The organism is Sphingomonas sp. NBWT7, from assembly GCF_014217605.1.
GTDB lineage: Bacteria > Pseudomonadota > Alphaproteobacteria > Sphingomonadales > Sphingomonadaceae > Sphingomonas.
Window position 1 is genome coordinate 3,068,428 of sequence record NZ_CP043639.1, and the last position, 18,148, is coordinate 3,086,575.

An 18,148-nucleotide genomic window follows, 5' to 3' on the forward strand; every position below is an offset into this window, starting at 1 on the left:
GCTGCCCGCGCGCGCCGGGGGATGGGCTTGATCGGGCGAGTCGCTTGCGGCATGGCGCCGGCCATGGTTCCCTTTTCGTTCGGTGGACACGATCTGACGCCGCTGACGCAGGGCGCGCTGTTCTGGACGGCGCGCCGCGCGCTGCTGGTCGCCGATCTGCATCTCGAAAAGGCGAGCTGGTTCGCGCGCTTCGGCCAGATGCTGCCGCCGTACGATTCGCTCGCGACGCTATCCGATCTGACTGCACTGGTCGCCGCCACCGGGGCCAAGGAAGTCTGGTGCCTGGGTGACAGCTTCCACGACGTGTCGGGGTGCGAGCGGCTACCCGAGGCGGCGCAGGCGATGCTGCGCGATCTGACCGCGGGCACGCGCTGGACGTGGATCACCGGCAATCACGATTCGCACTATGTCGATCGCTGCGGCGGCGAGGTGGTGGACGAGGCGGTGGTCGACGGGCTGGTGCTGCGCCACGAGGCGCGCGCGGCGGAGTATCGCCCCGAACTGTCCGGGCATTTCCATCCCAAGCTGCGGCTGCGCGTGCGCGGCAAGCTGGTGTCGCGGCGCTGCTTCGTCGCCACCGGCAGCAAGATCATCCTGCCCGCCTTCGGATCGCTGACCGGCGGGCTCGACGCCGGCCATCCCGAGATCGTCCGCGCGGTGGGGCGCAGTGCGCAGGCGCTGATCCCGGTGCAGGATCGTCTGCTGCGGTTCCCTCTGGCGGCCTGATCACCGCGCTTCGCGCAGGCGCGGTTCAGGCGTCGAGCGCGCGCTGCAACCGATCGCGGATCGCGATCAATGCCTCGACCGGCACGGCTGCCGTATCCGCCGTCGATACGGGGGTGGGCGTCGCGAGCGGCGAGGGCGCCGACCGGCCTTCGCCGGCGAGCAGCTTCTGCACACCCTTCACCGTATAGCCCTCGGTATCGAGCAGCCGGTGGATGCGCTCGACCAGCGCAACGTCCTCGGGACGATAGTAGCGCCGGTTGCCCGCGCGGGTGACGGGGCGAAGCTGGGGAAAGCGCGTTTCCCAATAGCGCAAGACGTGCGCGGCGACGCCGGTCTGTGCCGTCACCTCGCCGATCGTGCGAAAGGCGCCGGGCGCCTTGCCCGTATCGGTCATGCCCCGCCGGAAACGATACGGTCGCGCATCATCTGGCTGGCGCGAAAGGTAAGCACGCGGCGCGGTGCGATCGGCACCTCGACACCGGTCTTGGGATTGCGCCCGATGCGCTCCCCCTTGTCACGCAGCACGAAGGTGCCGAAGCCGGAGATCTTGACGTTCTCGCCCTTCGACAGCGCGCCGCACATGTTCGACAGGATCTGTTCGACGATGTCGGCCGAATCGGCGCGCGACAATCCCACCTGACGGTGGAGTGCCTCGGCCAAATCGGCCCTGGTCAGCGTGCCAGCTTCGCTCATATCGGTGCTCGAACCCCCTATGCCGTGGCGAACTTTATCATCAGCGCCCGCCATGCAAAAGCCGCATCAGGCTGACTGATTCAAGTTAAATCCGTACGACGGCGGCACCCCAGGTGAAACCGCCGCCCATCGCCTCGAGCACGACGATCTGTCCCTGCCTGATACGCCCGTCGCGGATCGCGACATCGAGCGCAAGCGGAACGGAGGCGGCCGACGTGTTGGCGTGCTGATCGACCGTCACCACGACGCGCTCTGGCGCGAGGCCGAGCTTGCGCGCGGTCGCATCGAGGATGCGGGCATTGGCCTGGTGCGGGACGACCCAGTCGACCGACTCGGTCGGCAGCCCGGCGAGCGCCATCGATTCGCCCATCACCGCGGCGAGATTGACGACCGCGTGGCGGAACACCTCGCGGCCCTTCATGCGCAGCTTGCCGACGGTGCCGGTGGTCGACGGGCCGCCATCGACGTAGAGCAATTCGTTGTGGCGCCCGTCGGCGTGGAGCTTGGTGGCAAGGATACCGCGGCCCGTCGCCTCGTCGCTCTCCTGCGCCTCGAGCACCATCGCGCCCGCGCCGTCGCCGAACAGGACGCAGGTGGTGCGGTCCTCCCAATCGAGGATGCGGCTGAAGGTCTCCGCGCCGATCACCAGCGCGCGGCGCGCGACGCCCGAGCGGATCATGCTGTCCGCCACCTGCACCGCGTAGAGGAAGCCCGAGCAGACCGCCGCGACGTCGAACGCGACGCAATCGTCGATGCCGAGCATCGCCTGCACCTTGGTGGCGGTGGCAGGGAAGGTCTGGTCGGGCGTGGCGGTGGCGAGGACGATGAGGTCGATATCGGTCGCGGGCACGCCGGCCGCGTCGAGCGCGCGGGTCGCCGCGTCGCGCGCGAGCGTCGCGGTTGTCTCGCCTTCGCCGGCGATGTGGCGGAAGCGAATGCCGGTGCGCTCGACGATCCACTCGTCGGTGGTGTCGACCATCTCCGCCATCTCGGCGTTCGACACGCGGCGCACGGGGAGCGCCGATCCGGTGCCGGTGATGACGCTGCGAATCATGCCGCCTGCTTCTCGAAATGCCGGAGATCGTCGGCGATGCGACGCGCGAGATCGGCCTGAACCATCTTCGCCGCGACGCCGATCGCGGTGGCGATGCCGCGCTCGTTCGCGCCGCCGTGGCTCTTCACAACGAGGCCGTTGAGACCGAGGAAGACCGCGCCATTGTGGTTGTTGGGATCGAGATGCTCACGCAGCAGCTGCGTCGCCGGGCGCGAGATCAGGAAGCCGATCTTGGAGCGGACCGAACTGGTGAAGGCGCGCTTCAGGAGATCGGCGACGAAGCGCGCCGTGCCCTCCGCGGTCTTCAGCGCGATGTTGCCGGAGAAGCCGTCGCACACGATGACGTCGTGCTCGCCGCGCGACAGCCGATCGCCCTCGACGAAGCCGGTGAACGTCATCGGCAGGTGCGGCGCGCCGCGCAACGCGGCGGCGGCGTCGCGGATCTCGTCGGTGCCCTTCTGATCCTCGCTGCCGATGTTGAGCAGCGCGACACGGGGCGAGGCGAGGTCCAGCGCGACGCGCGCATAGGCCGCGCCCATCACCGCGAACTGGACGAGGTTCTTCGCCTCCACCTCGGTATTGGCGCCGAGATCGAGCACGACGACGTCATTGTCGCCAAGCGTCGGGAGCAAGGCGGCGAGCGCGGGGCGATCGATCCCCGGCATGGTGCGCAGCGCGAGCTTCGCCATCGCCATCAGCGCGCCGGTATTGCCCGCGGAGACGGCGGCGCCTGCGCGACCCTGCTTCACGCAATCGATCGCGATGCCCATCGAGGTGGACTTGGCCCGGCGCAGCGCCTGCCCCGCCTTCTCGTCACCCTTGATGACGCCGGGGGCGTGGACGATTTCTGCGTTGCGGCTGAGGTTCGGGTGCTGCTCCAGCCCCTGGCGGATCGCCGCCTCATCACCGACGAGGAGGAATTTCATCCCCTCGAACCGGCGACGTGCGCGGGCCACGCCGGCCAGCATCACGGCTACCCCTTCATCGCCGCCCATCGCATCGACGGCGATCCAGGAACTGTCGGCCATGATGCTGTTCGCTCCCGTGGCTAGGGCTGTCAGCCCTCGACCGAGACGACCTCGCGGCCGTTATAATGGCCGCATGCGGTGCAGAGGTTGTGCGGACGACGCAGCTCGCCGCAGTTCGGGCATTCCTGGAACGCGTCGACCGAGATCGCGTCGTGTGCGCGGCGCATGCCGCGGCGGGAGGGGGAAGTCTTTCGCTTGGGGACGGCCATCGCGGCACCTTGATCAAAATGTTCGCAACAAAAGCGACTAGCCCGACGACGATCGACGCGGTCCAGTGAATCACCGGCCGCGCCGGGCGGCCGGGCGCATCGCGAAGTTCGGCGCCTATAGCGGATCGCGCGGCGGTTGCAAGCGCGGGCGTTGCATGCGTGCCGGCCGGGTGGCAGGTTCGCCGCACGACAACGGGGAGGAAATCATGCTGCTGCCGGTCACACTCGTCATCGCCGCCGCCTGCGCGGTGGTCAACATCTGGCTCGCAATGCGGCTGGTCCGCGGGCGGCTGAAGGGCAAGGTGATGGTCGGTGACGGGGGCGACCAGGCGATGCAGGCTGGGATGCGCGCGCACGCCAATTTCATCGAATATACGCCGATCGTGCTGATCCTGCTCGCGCTGATCGAACTGGCGCGCGGGCCGCTGGTCGCTTTGTGGATCATCGGCGCACTCTACGTGCTGGCGCGGATCGCGCATCCGCTGGGGATGACGCGCGGCGCGCCCAATCCGCTGCGCGCGGGCGGCGCGGTGGTGACGTGGATCGTGACGCTGGTGCTCGCCGGCTGGGCGCTGGCGATCGCGATCGATGCGCCGCGATCCACCCCCGCGACGATCACGCTCGACGCGACCGCGCCGCGCGCCTGACGCGCCGTTAGTCTGGCGGGAACGTGGCGTACCAGTCGGCATAGGGCGTGGTGCGCGCCATGTGGCGGTTGAGGTCGGGCGCGCCGTCCTGCCACCAGACGGGGCCACGCTCGCCAAGCGCCACTTTCGCCGCATCGACGCGGGCGCGGGCGTCGGCCAGCGCCGGCGCATTGTTCGCCGCCTTGGCGGTACGTACCGCGCGTCGAGCGTGCATCAGCTCATCGACCAGCGCCTGGCGGCGTTCCTCGGGCAAATCGGGGTTCGCGCGGCGCCAAAGCCGGCCGCGCACGACGATGTAGCGGCCGTCGGGCGTAACGGGGGGCGGGACGCGGTCAGCCATCCGCCGGCCGACGCGGCGCGGCGAGCAGCGCCGCAAGCGTCACCGGCGCGAAGCCGCGCACGTCGACGCCGACGTCATATTGCCGCAGCATCGGCTTCATCCGGCCGTGGCTGTGGCCGTGGAGGTTGATCGCGCGGCGATGCTGCCCGTTCCAGCTGCGGAAGGGATAGTGGCACAGGATGAGCTGGTGGCCGTCGACGGTAATCTCGGCATAATCCTGTACGCTGGCCCAGCCGGCGGCGGCGAGCGTGGCGGCGGGATCGTTGTTGCCGCGCAGCAGGTGCTTGCGCCCGTTGAGCCGCGCCAGCAGCCCGGCCACCGCTTCGCCGCGCCGCGCGACATCACCGAGGTGCCAAACCTCATCATCGGGTGCGACGGCGGCGTTCCAGTTCGCCACCAGCGCCGCGTCCATCGCCGCGACATCGGCGAACGGCCGCTTGCTGATGTTGATCGTGCGGTGGTCGCCGAAATGCGTGTCGCTGGTGAACAGGATCGTCATGTCCAGTAGAGGATCCGCGCGGCGGGCAGCGCATCGGCGATCTCGCGTTCGAAGAAGCTGCGGAGCGCGCGCATCGTCGCGGCGTCGTAGACCTGTTTCTCGCCGCCGAACTTGGTGCGCTTGGTGGTGCGGTTCGCCTCGCTCATGTCGAGCGACGATCCAGGGTACCAGCCCTCGAGCACGGCCTTCGAGCCGGGCGTGAAGCGGTGGGTGATCAGCTCGATGGTGAGATCGAGGTCGGGCGCGCCGGCAAGCGCGGCAGCGACATCCGCGATCAGCGTGCGGTACGCCGCCTCCCACCCGTCCGCGGCGATGATCGGCGCGATCGTCAGCCCGATCGGATAGCCGTGGTCCGCCATGCGGCGCAGTGCCGCGATTCGTGCGGCGACACGCGCGGTACCGCCCTCGAACCGGGCGAAGCGGGGCGGGTTGAGCGAGGCGCGCATCCGCGTGCGGCGCTGGTGATCGAGCGGCAGCAGCGGCGCGACGTCGGCGAACTTGCTGGTGAAGCGCAGCTGCGCGGCTGCCTGCCACGCGCCGAACCAGCGGATCGCGGCGGAGAGCGAGCCGGTGAGATGTTCGAGCGCGAGCGGATCGGTGTAGCACGACGCCTCGTACGTCGTACCCTCGTGCGCGCGGTGGCGGCTGCGCGAGGTGATCGTGCCGTCACCGAGATAGTCGGGCAGCACGGCGAGGATCTCGTCGAGATTGGCGTAGGCGCGGGTGATCGGCGGGCCCTTGAGCGAGCCGGCGAGATAGCAATAGCTGCAATGCGCGGGGCATCCCTCGGCAAGGTCGACGCGCCAGTCGGCGCTGGGCGCGATCGGCTGCAGCCGCCGCTTCGACGGCGGCGCGACGGTGACGGCGAGCGTCGCCTTCGCCGCGGCGTAGGCGCGTTTCGGATCGTCGGGCAGCGCGAGCGATAGGCGATCGCCGGGCAGCTCGATCACGTCACTGCCGAGCGCCGCGGCGCGTGCGGCGATCGCGCGGCCGTGCGCCCAATTACGTGCGCTGCGCGTGACGAGGACGCGGCGCGGGATCCAGCCCGTCGCGGCAGCAGGGGGGAGCGGGGCGGCAGCGGTCACACAACGCACAACGACCGGCAGGCACAGCCGTTCAATCCAAGCAAAGTTGATCTGAAGCAAGTTATCTAAAGAACAACAGCGCTTGGGCGTCATGCACTTATTGACCGGCGTGACGGGAACTTCCGACAATTTTCCCTGTTGCCTAGTTAACGTCATGCAAGGGATGCGAGATATGATCTACGTTAAGGCAGCTGTTCTTTCGATGTTCGCGGTCGCTGCGGTCCCAGCACTGGCGCAGACGCCGCCACCGCCCCCGCCGCCCGAGGCGAAGACCACGGCAATGCCTTATGTCGAGGCTGCCGGCATGAGCGACATGTACGAGATCAATTCGAGCCAGATCGCGCTGGAAAAATCGCAGAACAAGGCGGTGCGCAGCTTCGCCTCGATGCTGATCAAGCATCACCAGAAGACGACGGCGGCGACCACCAAGGCGGCGCAGCGCGCGAAGCTGACGCCGCCGGCACCGTCGCTCGGCGGCGCGCGGGCGTCGATCGCCGAGCTGCAGGGCGCGTCGCCGGCGGATTTCGACCGGCTGTACATCGCGCAGCAGATCCCGGCGCACCAGGCCGCGCTCGACCTGCACCAGAGCTATGCCGCGGGCGGCGACCAGCCGGCGCTGCGGACCACGGCGAAGGCGGCGGTGCCGATCATCAAGCAGCATATCGCCGCCGCGACGAAGCTGCAGAACGGCGCGGGCAACGCCGGCCACACGGGCATGTGATCTCCGCTCCCCGCCGCGCCCGACGATCGGGGCGGCGGGGAGTTCCAGGGACCGGACGGCTGCTGAAATCTGCGTCGCGCGTCTTACCTTAATGGGCGATGCCTTCCTTCCCTTCGATCCTCGCGTTCGGTGACAGCCTGATCGCGGGCTACGGCCTGTCGGCTGCCGATGGTTTTTCTGGCCGGCTTCAGCGTGCGCTCCGCCGTCGGTATCCCGATGCGCGTGTCGACAATGCCGGTGTGTCGGGTGACACCAGCGCCGACGCGTTACGCCGCCTACCGCGCGTGCTGACTGGCCTGTCGCAGCGACCCGATCTGGCGATCGTGCAGGTCGGGCCGAACGACGTCATCCGCTCTGTTCCCGCGCTCCGCATGCGCGCCAACCTCGACGCGATCCTGGCCGAGTTCGCGCGCTGCGGCATCCCCGTGCTGCTCGCGACGGTGACGCCGCCGGCGTTTTTCGCCGACCGCGCGCTGGCCTATGCCGGCATTCACGCGGCGGTGGCGGCGCCGCACAACGCGGCAACGGCGCCCTTCTTCCCACCTGGCGTGCTGGGTCATCCGGCGATGGTCCTGGCGGATCGCGTTCACCCCAACGCCGTCGCGATCGCTGCCGTGGTCGATCATCTGCTGCCCACCGTCGAAGGTCTGCTCGCTCAAGCGGCGGCCGCGCGCGCGGCGTGATGATCGAGACAGCAGCGTATTGCGCGGCGACTGATCGATTTCGTAACTCGATCTGACGAAATAATGTCGCTTCACCTGTCATGAACGGCGAGTAGAACCGCTGCATGATCTCACGAGAGGACCGATAATCATGGACGCGAAGACGAGCGGCTGCCCGGTGACCGGAAGCCCGCTAAGCGATCACGCCAAGGAGCCGGCCGCGCTGCGCGCGCTGCTCGGCCGGACGAACCGCGACTGGTGGCCCAACCAGCTGTCGCTCGAGATCCTTCAGCAGAACGGCCTGTCGGGCAATCCGATGGGCGACGATTTCGACTATGCGGCCGAGTTCAAGACGCTCGACCTCGACGCGGTAAAACGCGACCTGACCGCACTGATGACCGACAGCCAGCCATGGTGGCCGGCCGATTACGGGCATTACGGCCCGTTCTTCATCCGCATGGCATGGCACTCGGCCGGCACGTATCGTACCGGTGACGGACGCGGCGGCGCATCGGCGGGGCAGCAGCGTTTCGCGCCGCTCAACTCGTGGCCGGACAACGGCAATCTCGACAAGGCGCGCCGCCTGCTGTGGCCGATCAAGCAGAAGTACGGCCAGAAGCTGAGCTGGGCGGACCTGTTCATCCTGGCGGGCAACGTCGCGATCGAATCGATGGGCGGCCCGGTATTCGGCTTCGGCGGCGGCCGCGCCGACGTGTTCGAGCCCGAGAAGGACGTGTATTGGGGCACCGAAGAGGAGTGGCTCGGCCAGACGCGGCATGACGAGGAGGAGGGCCGCGCGCTCGAGAGCCCGCTCGCCGCAATCCAGATGGGCCTCATCTACGTCAATCCCGAAGGCCCGGGCGGCGTGCCCGACGCGATGCGCTCGGCACGCGACATTCGTGACACGTTCGGCCGCATGGGCATGAACGACGAGGAGACCGTCGCACTGACCGCGGGTGGCCACACCTTCGGCAAGGCGCACGGCGCGGGCGATGCAAAGCTCGTCGGCGTCGAGCCGGAAGGCGCGGATATCGCGAGCCAGGGCCTCGGCTGGACCTCGACGCATGAGAGCGGCATGGGCGATCACACGATCACCAGCGGCATCGAGGGCGCATGGACGCCGACGCCGACGAAGTGGGACATGACCTATTTCGACATGCTGCTCGACCACGAGTACGAGCTCGTCACGAGCCCAGCGGGGGCGAAGCAGTGGCAGCCGGTCGGCAATCCCGAGGAGACGCTGGCGCCGAAGGCGCACACCCCGGGCGTCAAGGTACCGACGATGATGACCACCGCCGACATGGCGATGAAGGTCGACCCGGCGTATCGCGCGATCTCCGAGCGGTTCCGCAACGATCCCGAGGCGTTCGGCGATGCCTTCGCCCGCGCCTGGTTCAAGCTGTGCCACCGCGACATGGGGCCGAAGATCCGGTATCTCGGATCGGACGTGCCGACCGAGGATCTGATCTGGCAGGATCCGATCCCCAAGGCGGACTATGCGACGATCGACGCGAGCGATGTCGCCGGGCTGGTACAGAAGATCGAGGCTTCGGGCCTGTCGATCGGCGAGCTCGTCTCGGTCGCCTGGGCGTCGGCGGCGACGTATCGCAAGTCGGACCATCGCGGCGGCGCCAACGGCGCGCGCATCCGCCTCGCGCCGCAGAAGGACTGGGACGTCAACGAGCCCGCAAAGCTCGCCAAGGTGCTGGCGGTGTACGAGGGCATCAAGCGTGACTTCGACGCGAGCGCGACCGGCGGCAAGAAGGTGAGCATCGCCGATCTGATCGTGCTCGGCGGCTCGGTCGGCGTCGAGGAGGCGGCGCGCGCTGCCGGCAGCGACGTCAAGGTGCCGTTCACCCCCGGCCGTACCGATGCGAGCGCCGAGCAGACCGACGCCGAGAGCTTCGACGTGCTCGAGCCCAAAGCGGACGGTTTCCGCAACTATCTCGGCGTGCGCTTCAACGTGCCGACCGAGGAGCTGCTGATCGACCGGTCGCAGCTGCTGGGGCTGAGCTCGCCCGAGATGACGGTGCTGGTCGGCGGGCTGCGCGTGCTCGGTGCGAACCACAATGGGTCGCAGCACGGTGTGCTGACGACGCGCCCCGGCCAGCTGACGAACGACTTCTTCGTCAACCTGCTCGACATGGGCACGGCGTGGAAGGAAGTCGACGAGACGGGCGACGAGGAATATGTCGGCAGCGACCGTGCGACGCACGAGAAGCGCTGGACCGCGACGCGTACCGACCTCGTCTTCGGCGCGAACTCGCAGCTGCGCGCGCTCGCCGAAGTCTATGCCAGCGCCGATGCGGGCGAGAAGTTCGTCAAGGACTTCGTCGCGGCCTGGACCAAGGTGATGAACGCCGACCGCTTCGATCTGAAGTATAACTGATCGATCGATCGGCGTGAGGAGGGGCCGCGGCAGCAGCAGCTGTCGCGGCCCTTCGCGTTCAGGAGCGGCGCGCGTCAGCCGAAATTATGCTTCACCGTCAGATACGGCAGGATGTGCTGGTTGCGGACGCGATCCTCGACGCGGAACGGCGCCGGGGTGCGCCGATCGGGGGTGAAGAACCGGCGTTCGCGGCGGGACGAGAAATCGCCGAGATTGTCGACCGCGAGCGTCACTGTGGTGCTGCGCGTCGGGCGATACTCGGCGAAGGCGGTGATGTACGGATTGCCAGGGACGAGCGTATCGAGTTCGTTCAAGCGGAAGGTGGTGAAGGGATCCTGTCCCTCGAACCCGAAGCCCCAGGCGAAGCTGCCGAGATCCTGCCGCCAGTTGAGCGAATAGACGAACGGCGAATTGCCCGAATAGGCGCGATAGCGCCCGGTATAGGGATCGCGCACCGACGTATCGACGTAGGACAGCCGGCCCGACACGCGCCCGCCCTTGATACCGAGCCGGGTGACGGGGAGGTCGAACGTCGCGCGTGCGATCCTGCTCGTCCCGTCACCCAAGTTGCCGGGCGCGTCGAACCCCTCGGGCGTGGGCACGCGATCCTGCACCAGCGCGGTGCGGGTGTATCCGAGCTCGATCTTGATCTGCCCGTCGCCGAGCACCTGCTTCTCGATCGTTGCGAGCCCCTCCCACGAGCGCTGGGGCAGCAGTTCGGCGTTGCCGCCGTTGACGCGTTCGTTGGAGAGTTCGGCCGCGCTGATGAAATCTTCGAAGCGAAGCTGCGCGACGGTGCGCGCGATCGATGCCTGCGCGCGCCAGCCGTCGCCGATGCGCCAGTCGACATTGGCGCGCGGCTTAAAGAAGCGCAGCGAGCGCTTCGCCGAAGCGTCGCCGGAAACGGTGAGACGCGAGATCTCGTAGTTCAACGCCAGATCCATGCGCAGCTTAGACGTCAGCGCGCGACTGGCGTTGGCGAACCCCTCGGCGCGATATTCGGTGACGGTTGCGTCGTCGACCGGCAGATCGATCCGCGCGCGCGTGCCCGCATCGTCGAACGCGAACAGGTCGACCTTGCTGCGTAGCCGGTTGAGCGCGCCCTCGATCCCCGTCTCGACCGACCAGGCGCCGAGATCGGGACGCGTCCACAGCCCGCGCAGCACCGCCTCGTCGCGCTGGCTGCGCACCTGCTGCTCGAACCCGCCGATCACCGCGCTGCGCACGCGCAGCAGCGACAGATCGCGATCGTTCCGATCGCGGCGCGAGGCGAGCCCGATCAGCTTGATGCCGCCGCCCATGAAGGGGCGCTGCACGTCGCCGCCGACCTCCCATTCGTCGAAGTGAAAGCGCTGCGTGAGCCGGTCGTCGCGGGCGATGCCGCCAACGGGAAACACGTCGTTCGCCTGACTCAGGCGGAAGCGATCGAAGGCGTAGCGCGCGTTGAAGCGCGCGGTCTCGAACTGCGACGCCTTGTAGTCCCACGATCCTGAAACGAATGCGTTGGGATCGGCGATGGTGTTGATCTTGCGGCGATATTCGATCAGCTCGCCGCCAGGCAAGGCGCGCAGCCGGTCGAACCCTTCCTCGCTGGTCTGGTTGTTGTTGACCCCGATCGAGGCGTTGTAGGTCGAATTGCCGTCGCGCAGCAGCGTCGAGACGCTGCCTTCGGGCAGCAGCCGCCCGTCATACTGCCGCCGCACGCTGCCGGTGGCGGTGCCGGCGAGCCCGCCCTCGCCGGTGAGGATCAGGTTCACTACCTGCGCCTTGCCGCTGTATTCGGCACCGAACAGCGTGCCCGAGCCGATCTCTACCCGCGCGACGCGGCTGGCGGGGATGCGCGCGAGAACGACGTCGATCGTGTCGCTCTTCGACGAGGGGCGCTGGCCGTTGATGACGACGTTGCCCGCCGCCTGGCCGAAGCCACGCACCTCTTCCTCCGACAGTTCGAGCGTGAAGCCGGGGACGCGGCGCACGACCTCTAGCGCGTTGGCCGGCTGAAAACGCTGGAAGAAGGCGGCATCGTAGACCGTACGTCCGCTCGCATCGACGGTCTGCGCGGCGACGGGGGCGGCGGTTGATGCGAGCGCGGCGGCAAGCACCGCGATGGAAACCAGACGCATCCTACCAAACTCCCCCGCACGCCGACGTACACGCTTGCGGGTGGCTATCCGCAAGGATCGCGCCAGTCGATCTGTGGCGTGTGGCGCAACGGAACCGCGGCGCAGCGTGCGTTTCCGGACAGCCGTGCTGTCCGATATCGGACGCGGGCACGAAAACGATCGACTTAATTCCGGCCGGTGATACCCATCGCACGACGCCAGAAGAGCCGGCCCGAGGAGGAGAGCGACAAATGACGATCCTGCTGCATCAATACGACACCTCGCCATTTTCCGAGAAGGTGCGCATCTGCCTTGGCATCAAGCGGCTCGAATGGGCGGCGGTCGATCAGCCCGTGGTGATGCCCAAGCCCGATCTGCTCGCGCTGACGGGGGGATATCGCCGCATTCCGGTGATGCAGATCGGGGCGGACATCTACTGCGACAGCGTGCTGATCGTCCGCGAGCTCGAGCGGCGCTTTCCCGAGCACAGCCTGTTCCCAGGTGGTACCGGCGGCTTGGATCAGGCAGCAGCGCAGTGGACCGATCGCAGCTTCTTCCAGGCGGCGGTGACGGTGATATTCGCCGGGATAGGCGACAGCGTCGGCGAGGAGTTCATCCGCGACCGCGAGAAGCTGAGCGGGCAGCCGTTCGATCCCGCCGCGATGCGTGCCGCCGTGCCGCACATGGCGGCGCAGCTGCGCGCGCATGCCGCGCTGGTGAGCGAGCAGCTGGCCGACGGCCGCGCGTTCCTGAGCGGCGAGCGGCCGGGGCTGATCGACGCCAACGCCTATTACAACCTGTGGTTCGTGCGATCGTTCAATCCGCCGGCGGCCGCCGCGTTCGACGACCTGCCGGGACTCGCGGCGTGGTACGACCGCGTGCGAGCAATCGGTCATGGCACGCGCACCAGCGTCAGCCGCGAGGATGCGATCGCGCAGGCCGCGGCGGCCGAGCCAGAGCCTACGCATGTCGAAGGGCCCGATGCCGAACTGTCCGGCCGCGACGTGATCATCGCGGCGACCGATTACGGGCGCGAGCCGGTGCGCGGCACGCTCGTCGGCGCGTCGCCGCATCAGCTGTCGGTTCGGCGCGACGATCCGCGTGCCGGTGCGGTCGTCGTCCACCTGCCGCGGATCGGCTTCTCGCTGTCGCCCGCAACATGATGTCGCGGAAGCGGTTCTAACCGCGACAAATAATGCTTCGTACACGTAATCGGAGAAACGATCGGTAAACCCCGTTCCGCTACGGCGGGCGGGTGAGCCGATCATCCGCCCCGCCCCGTCTGTCGATCCCCTTACGCACGCTGCTGGGCCTCGCCGAGGGCGACGATCCGGCGTTGTGGAGCCGCATCCGCGCGGCGCAGATGTTCGCCGGGCAGCAACTGGCGCCGCTGCTGCTCGCCGCCAACTTCTTCGCAGCCGGGATCGTCGCGCTGCTCTTCGCCACGACGGTGCCGATCCATTTCCTTGCCGCCTGGGGCATGGCGGTAAGCGCGATCTGCGCCGTCGTGGCGGTTCGCCGCCACCGCACAGCGCGCTTCGACAACGGCTATGCGACGCTGGGCGAGTTGCGCGATACGGCGCTGGAGGGGCTGGCGCTGGCAGCGGTGTGGAGCGTGCCGCCACTGCTGTTCGCAGGAGACGGCGCTTCCGCGAACCAGTTTGGGCTTTGGATGGTATTGTCGTTGCTGATGACCGCGGCGGCGGTGGCGATGGCGACGCTGGTGCTTGCCGCGGTCGCCTTCACCGGCGGCCTCGCCGTGACGATGACCATCCCGCTGATGCTGCAGCACGCCTATGTGCCGGCGGCGACGACGCTGCTGCTCGCCGCGCTGCTGATCGCGGCGTGCGTCACCCGCGCGCGCGCGCTGGTGGCGCTGCGCGGGTCCGAGCTGACGCTGTACGACCGCAACGAGACCGTCAGCCTGCTGCTGCGCGAGTTCGAGGACAGCGGCGCCGACTGGCTGTGGGAGACCGATGCGCAGCGCCGGCTGTGCAAGGTCAGTCCACGCTTCGCGCACGCGCTGGGACGGCCTGTGGCGGAACTAGAGGGGGTGCCGCTGGTGCAGGCGCTGGCGGGGGCGGACTGGGCGGACGGCCGGTTCGACGACGGCCTGCGATTGCTGGCGGAGCGGCTGAAGCGGCGCGACAGCTTTCGCGATCTGACGCTGCGGCTGACCATCGGGGGGGCAATGCGCTGGTGGTCGGTCGCGGCCAGCCCGCGGCTTGATGGACGCGGCGCGTGCGTCGGGTTTCGCGGTGTCATCTCCGACATCACCGAGCGGCGCGAATCGGAGGAGGCGATCACCCGCATGGCGCGCTCCGATATGCTGACGGGGCTGCCCAACCGGCTGGCGATCAGCGAGGCGCTGGCCGCGGCGCTCGACGCTGCGGAGCGGGGCGGCGGCCGCGCCGCGTTCATGATGATCGATCTCGATCGCTTCAAGGCGGTGAACGACACGCTGGGCCATCCGATCGGCGACCGGCTGCTCGGTCGCGTCGCCGAGCGGCTTGCCGCGATGGTCACCCGGACCGAGCTGATCGGGCGGCTGGGCGGCGACGAATTTGCGGTGGTGGTGACCGATGCGGGCGACAGCATGCGCGTCGAGCGGCTGGCCCACGCGATCATCGACACGCTGTCGCAGCCCTATGAGGTCGACCAGCACACGCTGTACGTCGGCGCGTCGGTCGGCGTCGCGACGTCGCCGCGCGACGGGCGCACCGCGGAAACGCTGATCCGTTCGGCCGATCTTGCGCTCTACCGGTCGAAGGACGCCGGCGGCGGGGTGTTCCACGCCTATGAGCCCACGTTGCACGTGGCGGCGGAGGAGCGGCGGATTCTCGAGATGGCGCTGCGCAAGGCGCTCGACAACGGCGAACTGCACCTCGATTATCAGCCGATGGTCGACGCCGGGGGCGAGCGGCTGAGCGGGTTCGAGGCGCTGCTGCGCTGGCAAAATCCGACGCTGGGATCGATCCCCCCATCGCGATTCATCCCGCTGGCGGAGGAAACGCGGCTGATCGGACCGATCGGCGCGTGGGTGGTGCGTACCGCGTGCGAGGAGGCGGCGCGCTGGCCCGGCGACACGCGCGTCGCCGTCAACGTCTCACCCGAGCAGCTGCACAATCCCGCCTTCGTGACGGTGGTGGCGCAGGCCCTTGCAGCAAGCGGCCTCGCGCCGTCGCGGCTCGAGCTGGAGGTGACGGAGGGCGTGTTCCTGAAGGAAGGCACGCTGGCGGTGCAGGTGCTCGAACGGATCCTCGATCTGGGCGTGCGCTTGAGCCTCGATGATTTCGGCACCGGTTATTCCTCGCTCGGCTATCTGTCGCGCACGCGCTTCTCGTCGATCAAGATCGACCGCAGCTTCGTCACCGCGGCAGCGAACGGCGCGCCCGAAGCGCTGGCGATTATCCGTGCCGTTGTCGCCCTGGCGCAAAGCCTAGGCCTCGCCACCACCGCCGAGGGGGTGGAGACCGAGAGCGAGCTGGCGATGGTCCGCGCGCTCGGCTGCACCAGCGTGCAGGGCTTCTACTTCGGGCGCCCTTTGCCCGTCGCCGAGGCGCGCAGCCTGGCGGTGCGCAGCCGCCCGGGTGCGCGCGCGGCTTGAACAGCGCGTGCGTGCCCGCTAAGGGGCAGGGCGCTGCAGGGGTGTAGCTCAGTTGGTTAGAGCGTCGGTCTCCAAAACCGAAGGCCCTCGGTTCGAGTCCGAGCTCCCCTGCCAGCCCTTTCCATCATCATCGACGTGCAGGCTGGCCGGCCGAGGCTATGTCGTGTCCGTCGCAACCCGAACGCAGGCTATGCAGTGGGCAGGGGCTTGCGGATCGGCGCTGTACGCGTGACTGATGGGGCGGGGATGATGCGAAGGGGGGAACGCATGCGGCAGGTGGGATGGCGGATGATCGGCTGGATCGCGCTCGCGGCGCTAGCCGCCTGCGACTCGACGCCGGCGGCACCCGAAGCCGCCGAAGTCTCCCCCAAGGATGCCGAGCTTGCCGAAACCACGCGGCTGTGCGCGTCGATCGGGGCGATCAGCAAGGGCGGCGACGACACGCTGCGCGGTGCCTTCATCTCGACGCCCTATGCCAACGAATATGGCGGCACGCTGATCGACGAACTGACGAAGGCGGGTGGCTATCGCTACGAGGGCGCCGAAATGGTGCGCAACACGTGCTACGCCTACGCAATCGCGCGTGGATCGCTGTTCGGGCGTTCGCACGAACTCGCCTGGCGCTGCCCCGTGAAGATGCTGAGCGACAGTCCGACCGAGCCGGGCAAGACGGAGATCGAGGCGGTCGAGGATCGCGAGTGCGATCTCGACACGCGGCGTGGTGATCCGTTCAAGCGGGCCGTCGAGGTGGAGATCATTCACTCCTGAGCGAACCGATCAGGCGGCGGCGCCGCGGAGCGCCAGCCGCTCGAACGTCGCATTCGCCGAGCGTGCCAGCGTCTCGACCAGCGTCAGCGCGGCGGGCTCGATCGGCTGCGCCTGCGCCCAATAGAGGCCGAGCGCGGCGAACGGCTCGCCGCTGCCGAGCGGGATCATCGCCATGCTGGCGACGAAAGTCGACAGATAGGCGTTGAGCGGCACGCGCGGATCGGTGGCGATATCGGGGATGAGGATGACCTGCCGTTCGATCATCGCGCGCCCCGACACGCATTGTTCGATCGGAAAGCGCTGACCCGTCCACAAGGGCGCGATCGCATCCTCGCCGACGTAAAGCACCGTCGCACTGATGCGCCGGACGACGCACACGCCATCGGCCAGCGCGATGCGCCGGGTATGCGCGCGAAGCACCTCGAGCGCGGCGTCGACCGACCAAACGGCGCCGAGCGCATCGATCGCCTTCGATACCAATCCCCATCGGCGGAACAGGATCGACAGGTCTTGCGGCGCTAACATGCTGTCACGCTATCGTCCGGCCCCTTAATAAGGGCCTAAAAACATCGTCTTATATCCTGATCGGGGGCAGCAAGCCGATCGCGCGGCGCGGCACGGCGCTGCACCGCCCGCCGTCGCCGCCGATCACCCCGGTCGCCCGCCCCTTGCTCTTGCCGGGTGGCAGCGCTATCTCGCCCGACGCATCCGACAGCGCGGACGGCCCTTCACCGTTTCCTTACCCGGGGAAGCGGTAGAGCGGTTATGCCCCGCTGCCGGCCGATATGATTAAAGGCAAGGCACGTGGCGAAGACGTCCCCGATCGAATTCATCAACCAGGTCCGCACCGAGACGAAGAAGATCGTCTGGCCGACGCGGCGTGAGACGATCATGACCGGCGTGATGGTGATGATCATGACGACGATCCTGGCGCTCTTCTTCCTGAGCGTGGACACGATCTTCAACGCGATCGTCAACGCGCTGCTGAGCCTGGCCAAGTAAAGAGAGGGACGCGTCCGATCATGGCACGCTGGTACATCATCCACGCCTATTCCGGCTTCGAGGGCAAGGTTCGCGATTCGATCATGGCCGAGGCGACCCGCATGGGCCTCGAGCAGCTGGTCGAGCAGATCGAAGTGCCGACCGAAACGGTGCAGGAGGCGCGCCGCGGCAAGAAGGTGCAGGTCGAGCGCAAGTTCATGCCGGGCTACGTGCTCGCAAAGCTCGAGATGACCGATCAGGTCTATCACCTCGTTAAGAACACGCCCAAGGTGACGGGCTTCCTGGGATCGTCGGGCAAGCCGCAGGCGGTGAGCGAGGCGGAAGCCGCGCGGATGCTCAACAGCAAGGAAGAGGCCGCCGCCGCGCCGAAGGCCAAGATGAAGGTCGACTACGAGATCGGCGATTCGGTGAAGGTACTCGACGGCCCGTTCGCGAGCTTCAACGGCACGGTCGAGGAACTCGATTTCGACAAGTCGAAGGTCAAGGTGTCGGTGTCGATCTTCGGGCGCGCGACGCCGGTCGAGCTCGATTTCGAGCAGGTCGAGCGCAGCAAGTAATCGCCCGCATCGCGGCAGCGCGATGGTGGAATAGCAAAGGCGCCGTCCCGATCGTCGGG

General features: G+C 68.2%; 20 protein-coding genes and 1 tRNA gene. 11 read left to right on the forward strand and 10 right to left on the reverse strand.

Features of this window, described 5'->3' with window-relative positions:
- Positions 1-63 precede the first annotated feature (63 nt).
- A complete protein-coding gene (gene pdeM / locus F1C10_RS14825; RefSeq protein ID WP_185207330.1) occupies positions 64-726 on the forward strand; it encodes a ligase-associated DNA damage response endonuclease PdeM in 663 nt (220 codons plus the stop codon).
- 25 nt (positions 727-751) lie between these two features.
- On the opposite strand, the gene F1C10_RS14830 is transcribed toward pdeM, so the two are convergent.
- The 5 genes from F1C10_RS14830 to rpmF all read right to left on the reverse strand — a co-directional run bounded on the left by F1C10_RS14830 (position 752) and on the right by rpmF (position 3,710).
- The gene (locus F1C10_RS14830; RefSeq protein WP_185207332.1) at positions 752-1,120 is read right to left on the reverse strand and encodes a MerR family transcriptional regulator; all 369 of its coding nucleotides are present in this window, start codon (positions 1,118-1,120) and stop codon (positions 752-754) included.
- Positions 1,117-1,419 carry an integration host factor subunit alpha gene (locus F1C10_RS14835; protein WP_185207334.1) on the reverse strand — a complete coding sequence of 101 codons (303 nt, stop codon included), beginning with the start codon at positions 1,417-1,419 and terminating at the stop codon, positions 1,117-1,119. The genes F1C10_RS14830 and F1C10_RS14835 overlap by 4 nt, the downstream gene beginning before the upstream one ends.
- 85 nt (positions 1,420-1,504) lie before the next feature.
- On the reverse strand, positions 1,505-2,473 hold the full coding sequence (locus tag F1C10_RS14840) for a beta-ketoacyl-ACP synthase III (RefSeq protein ID WP_185207336.1): 969 nt from the start codon (positions 2,471-2,473) through the stop codon (positions 1,505-1,507).
- Positions 2,470-3,501, reverse strand: coding sequence for a phosphate acyltransferase PlsX (gene plsX / locus F1C10_RS14845; RefSeq protein WP_185207337.1), 1,032 nt, complete (start codon positions 3,499-3,501; stop codon positions 2,470-2,472). Before plsX ends, F1C10_RS14840 begins: the two co-directional genes overlap by 4 nt.
- Before the next feature lie 29 nt (positions 3,502-3,530).
- A complete protein-coding gene (gene rpmF, locus F1C10_RS14850; RefSeq protein WP_085810596.1) occupies positions 3,531-3,710 on the reverse strand; it encodes a 50S ribosomal protein L32 in 180 nt (59 codons plus the stop codon).
- A gap of 206 nt (positions 3,711-3,916) precedes the next feature.
- Between rpmF and F1C10_RS14855 the strand changes: the two genes are divergently transcribed.
- On the forward strand, positions 3,917-4,357 hold the full coding sequence (locus F1C10_RS14855; RefSeq protein ID WP_185207339.1) for an MAPEG family protein: 441 nt from the start codon (positions 3,917-3,919) through the stop codon (positions 4,355-4,357).
- Positions 4,358-4,364: 7 nt separating this feature from the next.
- Here F1C10_RS14855 and F1C10_RS14860 read toward each other — a convergent pair whose 3' ends face one another.
- From F1C10_RS14860 to F1C10_RS14870, 3 genes are read right to left on the reverse strand one after another with little or no spacing between them, the layout of a single operon-like run.
- Positions 4,365-4,697, reverse strand: a complete 333-nt coding sequence (locus F1C10_RS14860; protein WP_185207341.1) for a hypothetical protein — start codon at positions 4,695-4,697, stop codon at positions 4,365-4,367.
- The gene (locus F1C10_RS14865; RefSeq protein ID WP_185207343.1) at positions 4,690-5,196 is read right to left on the reverse strand and encodes a metallophosphoesterase family protein; all 507 of its coding nucleotides are present in this window, start codon (positions 5,194-5,196) and stop codon (positions 4,690-4,692) included. The genes F1C10_RS14860 and F1C10_RS14865 overlap by 8 nt, the downstream gene beginning before the upstream one ends.
- Positions 5,193-6,281 carry a spore photoproduct lyase family protein gene (locus F1C10_RS14870; protein WP_185207344.1) on the reverse strand — a complete coding sequence of 363 codons (1,089 nt, stop codon included), beginning with the start codon at positions 6,279-6,281 and terminating at the stop codon, positions 5,193-5,195. The genes F1C10_RS14865 and F1C10_RS14870 overlap by 4 nt, the downstream gene beginning before the upstream one ends.
- Before the next feature lie 172 nt (positions 6,282-6,453).
- On the opposite strand from F1C10_RS14870, the gene F1C10_RS14875 reads away from it, so the two are divergent.
- The 3 genes from F1C10_RS14875 to katG all read left to right on the forward strand — a co-directional run bounded on the left by F1C10_RS14875 (position 6,454) and on the right by katG (position 10,053).
- Complete coding sequence (locus tag F1C10_RS14875; protein ID WP_185207346.1) at positions 6,454-7,002, forward strand: DUF4142 domain-containing protein; 549 nt, start codon at positions 6,454-6,456, stop codon at positions 7,000-7,002.
- A gap of 98 nt (positions 7,003-7,100) precedes the next feature.
- On the forward strand, positions 7,101-7,685 hold the full coding sequence (locus F1C10_RS14880; protein ID WP_185207348.1) for a GDSL-type esterase/lipase family protein: 585 nt from the start codon (positions 7,101-7,103) through the stop codon (positions 7,683-7,685).
- 130 nt (positions 7,686-7,815) lie between these two features.
- Positions 7,816-10,053, forward strand: coding sequence for a catalase/peroxidase HPI (gene katG, locus F1C10_RS14885; RefSeq protein ID WP_185207350.1), 2,238 nt, complete (start codon positions 7,816-7,818; stop codon positions 10,051-10,053).
- A gap of 74 nt (positions 10,054-10,127) precedes the next feature.
- On the opposite strand, the gene F1C10_RS14890 is transcribed toward katG, so the two are convergent.
- A complete protein-coding gene (locus tag F1C10_RS14890; RefSeq protein WP_185207352.1) occupies positions 10,128-12,176 on the reverse strand; it encodes a TonB-dependent siderophore receptor in 2,049 nt (682 codons plus the stop codon).
- Between the two features lie 230 nt (positions 12,177-12,406).
- Here F1C10_RS14890 and F1C10_RS14895 point away from each other — a divergent pair, with 230 nt between their 5' ends.
- The 4 genes from F1C10_RS14895 to F1C10_RS14910 all read left to right on the forward strand — a co-directional run bounded on the left by F1C10_RS14895 (position 12,407) and on the right by F1C10_RS14910 (position 16,530).
- The gene (locus F1C10_RS14895; RefSeq protein ID WP_185207354.1) at positions 12,407-13,318 is read left to right on the forward strand and encodes a glutathione S-transferase family protein; all 912 of its coding nucleotides are present in this window, start codon (positions 12,407-12,409) and stop codon (positions 13,316-13,318) included.
- A 92-nt stretch (positions 13,319-13,410) separates the two neighbouring features.
- Positions 13,411-15,762, forward strand: a complete 2,352-nt coding sequence (locus F1C10_RS14900) for a bifunctional diguanylate cyclase/phosphodiesterase (RefSeq protein WP_258042959.1) — start codon at positions 13,411-13,413, stop codon at positions 15,760-15,762.
- Between the two features lie 37 nt (positions 15,763-15,799).
- A tRNA-Trp gene (locus F1C10_RS14905) sits at positions 15,800-15,876 on the forward strand.
- A 153-nt stretch (positions 15,877-16,029) separates the two neighbouring features.
- Entirely contained in the window at positions 16,030-16,530 is a 501-nt protein-coding gene (locus tag F1C10_RS14910; protein ID WP_185207355.1) for a hypothetical protein, read from the forward strand.
- Positions 16,531-16,539: 9 nt separating this feature from the next.
- On the opposite strand, the gene F1C10_RS14915 is transcribed toward F1C10_RS14910, so the two are convergent.
- On the reverse strand, positions 16,540-17,055 hold the full coding sequence (locus F1C10_RS14915; RefSeq protein ID WP_185207357.1) for a GAF domain-containing protein: 516 nt from the start codon (positions 17,053-17,055) through the stop codon (positions 16,540-16,542).
- A 279-nt stretch (positions 17,056-17,334) separates the two neighbouring features.
- Between F1C10_RS14915 and secE the strand changes: the two genes are divergently transcribed.
- Positions 17,335-17,532 (forward strand): preprotein translocase subunit SecE, encoded by a 198-nt coding sequence (gene secE, locus F1C10_RS14920; RefSeq protein WP_185207359.1) that lies wholly within the window; start codon positions 17,335-17,337, stop codon positions 17,530-17,532.
- 20 nt (positions 17,533-17,552) lie between these two features.
- Positions 17,553-18,089: a transcription termination/antitermination protein NusG gene (gene nusG, locus F1C10_RS14925; RefSeq protein ID WP_185207361.1), complete on the forward strand. Its 537-nt coding sequence runs from the start codon at positions 17,553-17,555 to the stop codon at positions 18,087-18,089.
- The last annotated feature ends 59 nt before the right edge of the window (positions 18,090-18,148 follow it).

Coding starts and splice junctions, on each gene's coding strand:
- F1C10_RS14860 (WP_185207341.1), bottom strand. CDS start 4,697: ATGGCTGACCGCGTCCCGCCCCCCGTTACGCCCGACGGCCGCTACATC.
- F1C10_RS14865 (WP_185207343.1), bottom strand. CDS start 5,196: ATGACGATCCTGTTCACCAGCGACACGCATTTCGGCGACCACCGCACG.
- F1C10_RS14875 (WP_185207346.1), top strand. CDS start 6,454: ATGATCTACGTTAAGGCAGCTGTTCTTTCGATGTTCGCGGTCGCTGCG.
- F1C10_RS14835 (WP_185207334.1), bottom strand. CDS start 1,419: ATGAGCGAAGCTGGCACGCTGACCAGGGCCGATTTGGCCGAGGCACTC.
- katG (WP_185207350.1), top strand. CDS start 7,816: ATGGACGCGAAGACGAGCGGCTGCCCGGTGACCGGAAGCCCGCTAAGC.
- pdeM (WP_185207330.1), top strand. CDS start 64: ATGGTTCCCTTTTCGTTCGGTGGACACGATCTGACGCCGCTGACGCAG.
- F1C10_RS14840 (WP_185207336.1), bottom strand. CDS start 2,473: ATGATTCGCAGCGTCATCACCGGCACCGGATCGGCGCTCCCCGTGCGC.
- nusG (WP_185207361.1), top strand. CDS start 17,553: ATGGCACGCTGGTACATCATCCACGCCTATTCCGGCTTCGAGGGCAAG.
- F1C10_RS14855 (WP_185207339.1), top strand. CDS start 3,917: ATGCTGCTGCCGGTCACACTCGTCATCGCCGCCGCCTGCGCGGTGGTC.
- F1C10_RS14895 (WP_185207354.1), top strand. CDS start 12,407: ATGACGATCCTGCTGCATCAATACGACACCTCGCCATTTTCCGAGAAG.
- F1C10_RS14915 (WP_185207357.1), bottom strand. CDS start 17,055: ATGTTAGCGCCGCAAGACCTGTCGATCCTGTTCCGCCGATGGGGATTG.
- F1C10_RS14880 (WP_185207348.1), top strand. CDS start 7,101: ATGCCTTCCTTCCCTTCGATCCTCGCGTTCGGTGACAGCCTGATCGCG.
- F1C10_RS14890 (WP_185207352.1), bottom strand. CDS start 12,176: ATGCGTCTGGTTTCCATCGCGGTGCTTGCCGCCGCGCTCGCATCAACC.
- F1C10_RS14910 (WP_185207355.1), top strand. CDS start 16,030: ATGCGGCAGGTGGGATGGCGGATGATCGGCTGGATCGCGCTCGCGGCG.
- F1C10_RS14830 (WP_185207332.1), bottom strand. CDS start 1,120: ATGACCGATACGGGCAAGGCGCCCGGCGCCTTTCGCACGATCGGCGAG.
- rpmF (WP_085810596.1), bottom strand. CDS start 3,710: ATGGCCGTCCCCAAGCGAAAGACTTCCCCCTCCCGCCGCGGCATGCGC.
- plsX (WP_185207337.1), bottom strand. CDS start 3,501: ATGGCCGACAGTTCCTGGATCGCCGTCGATGCGATGGGCGGCGATGAA.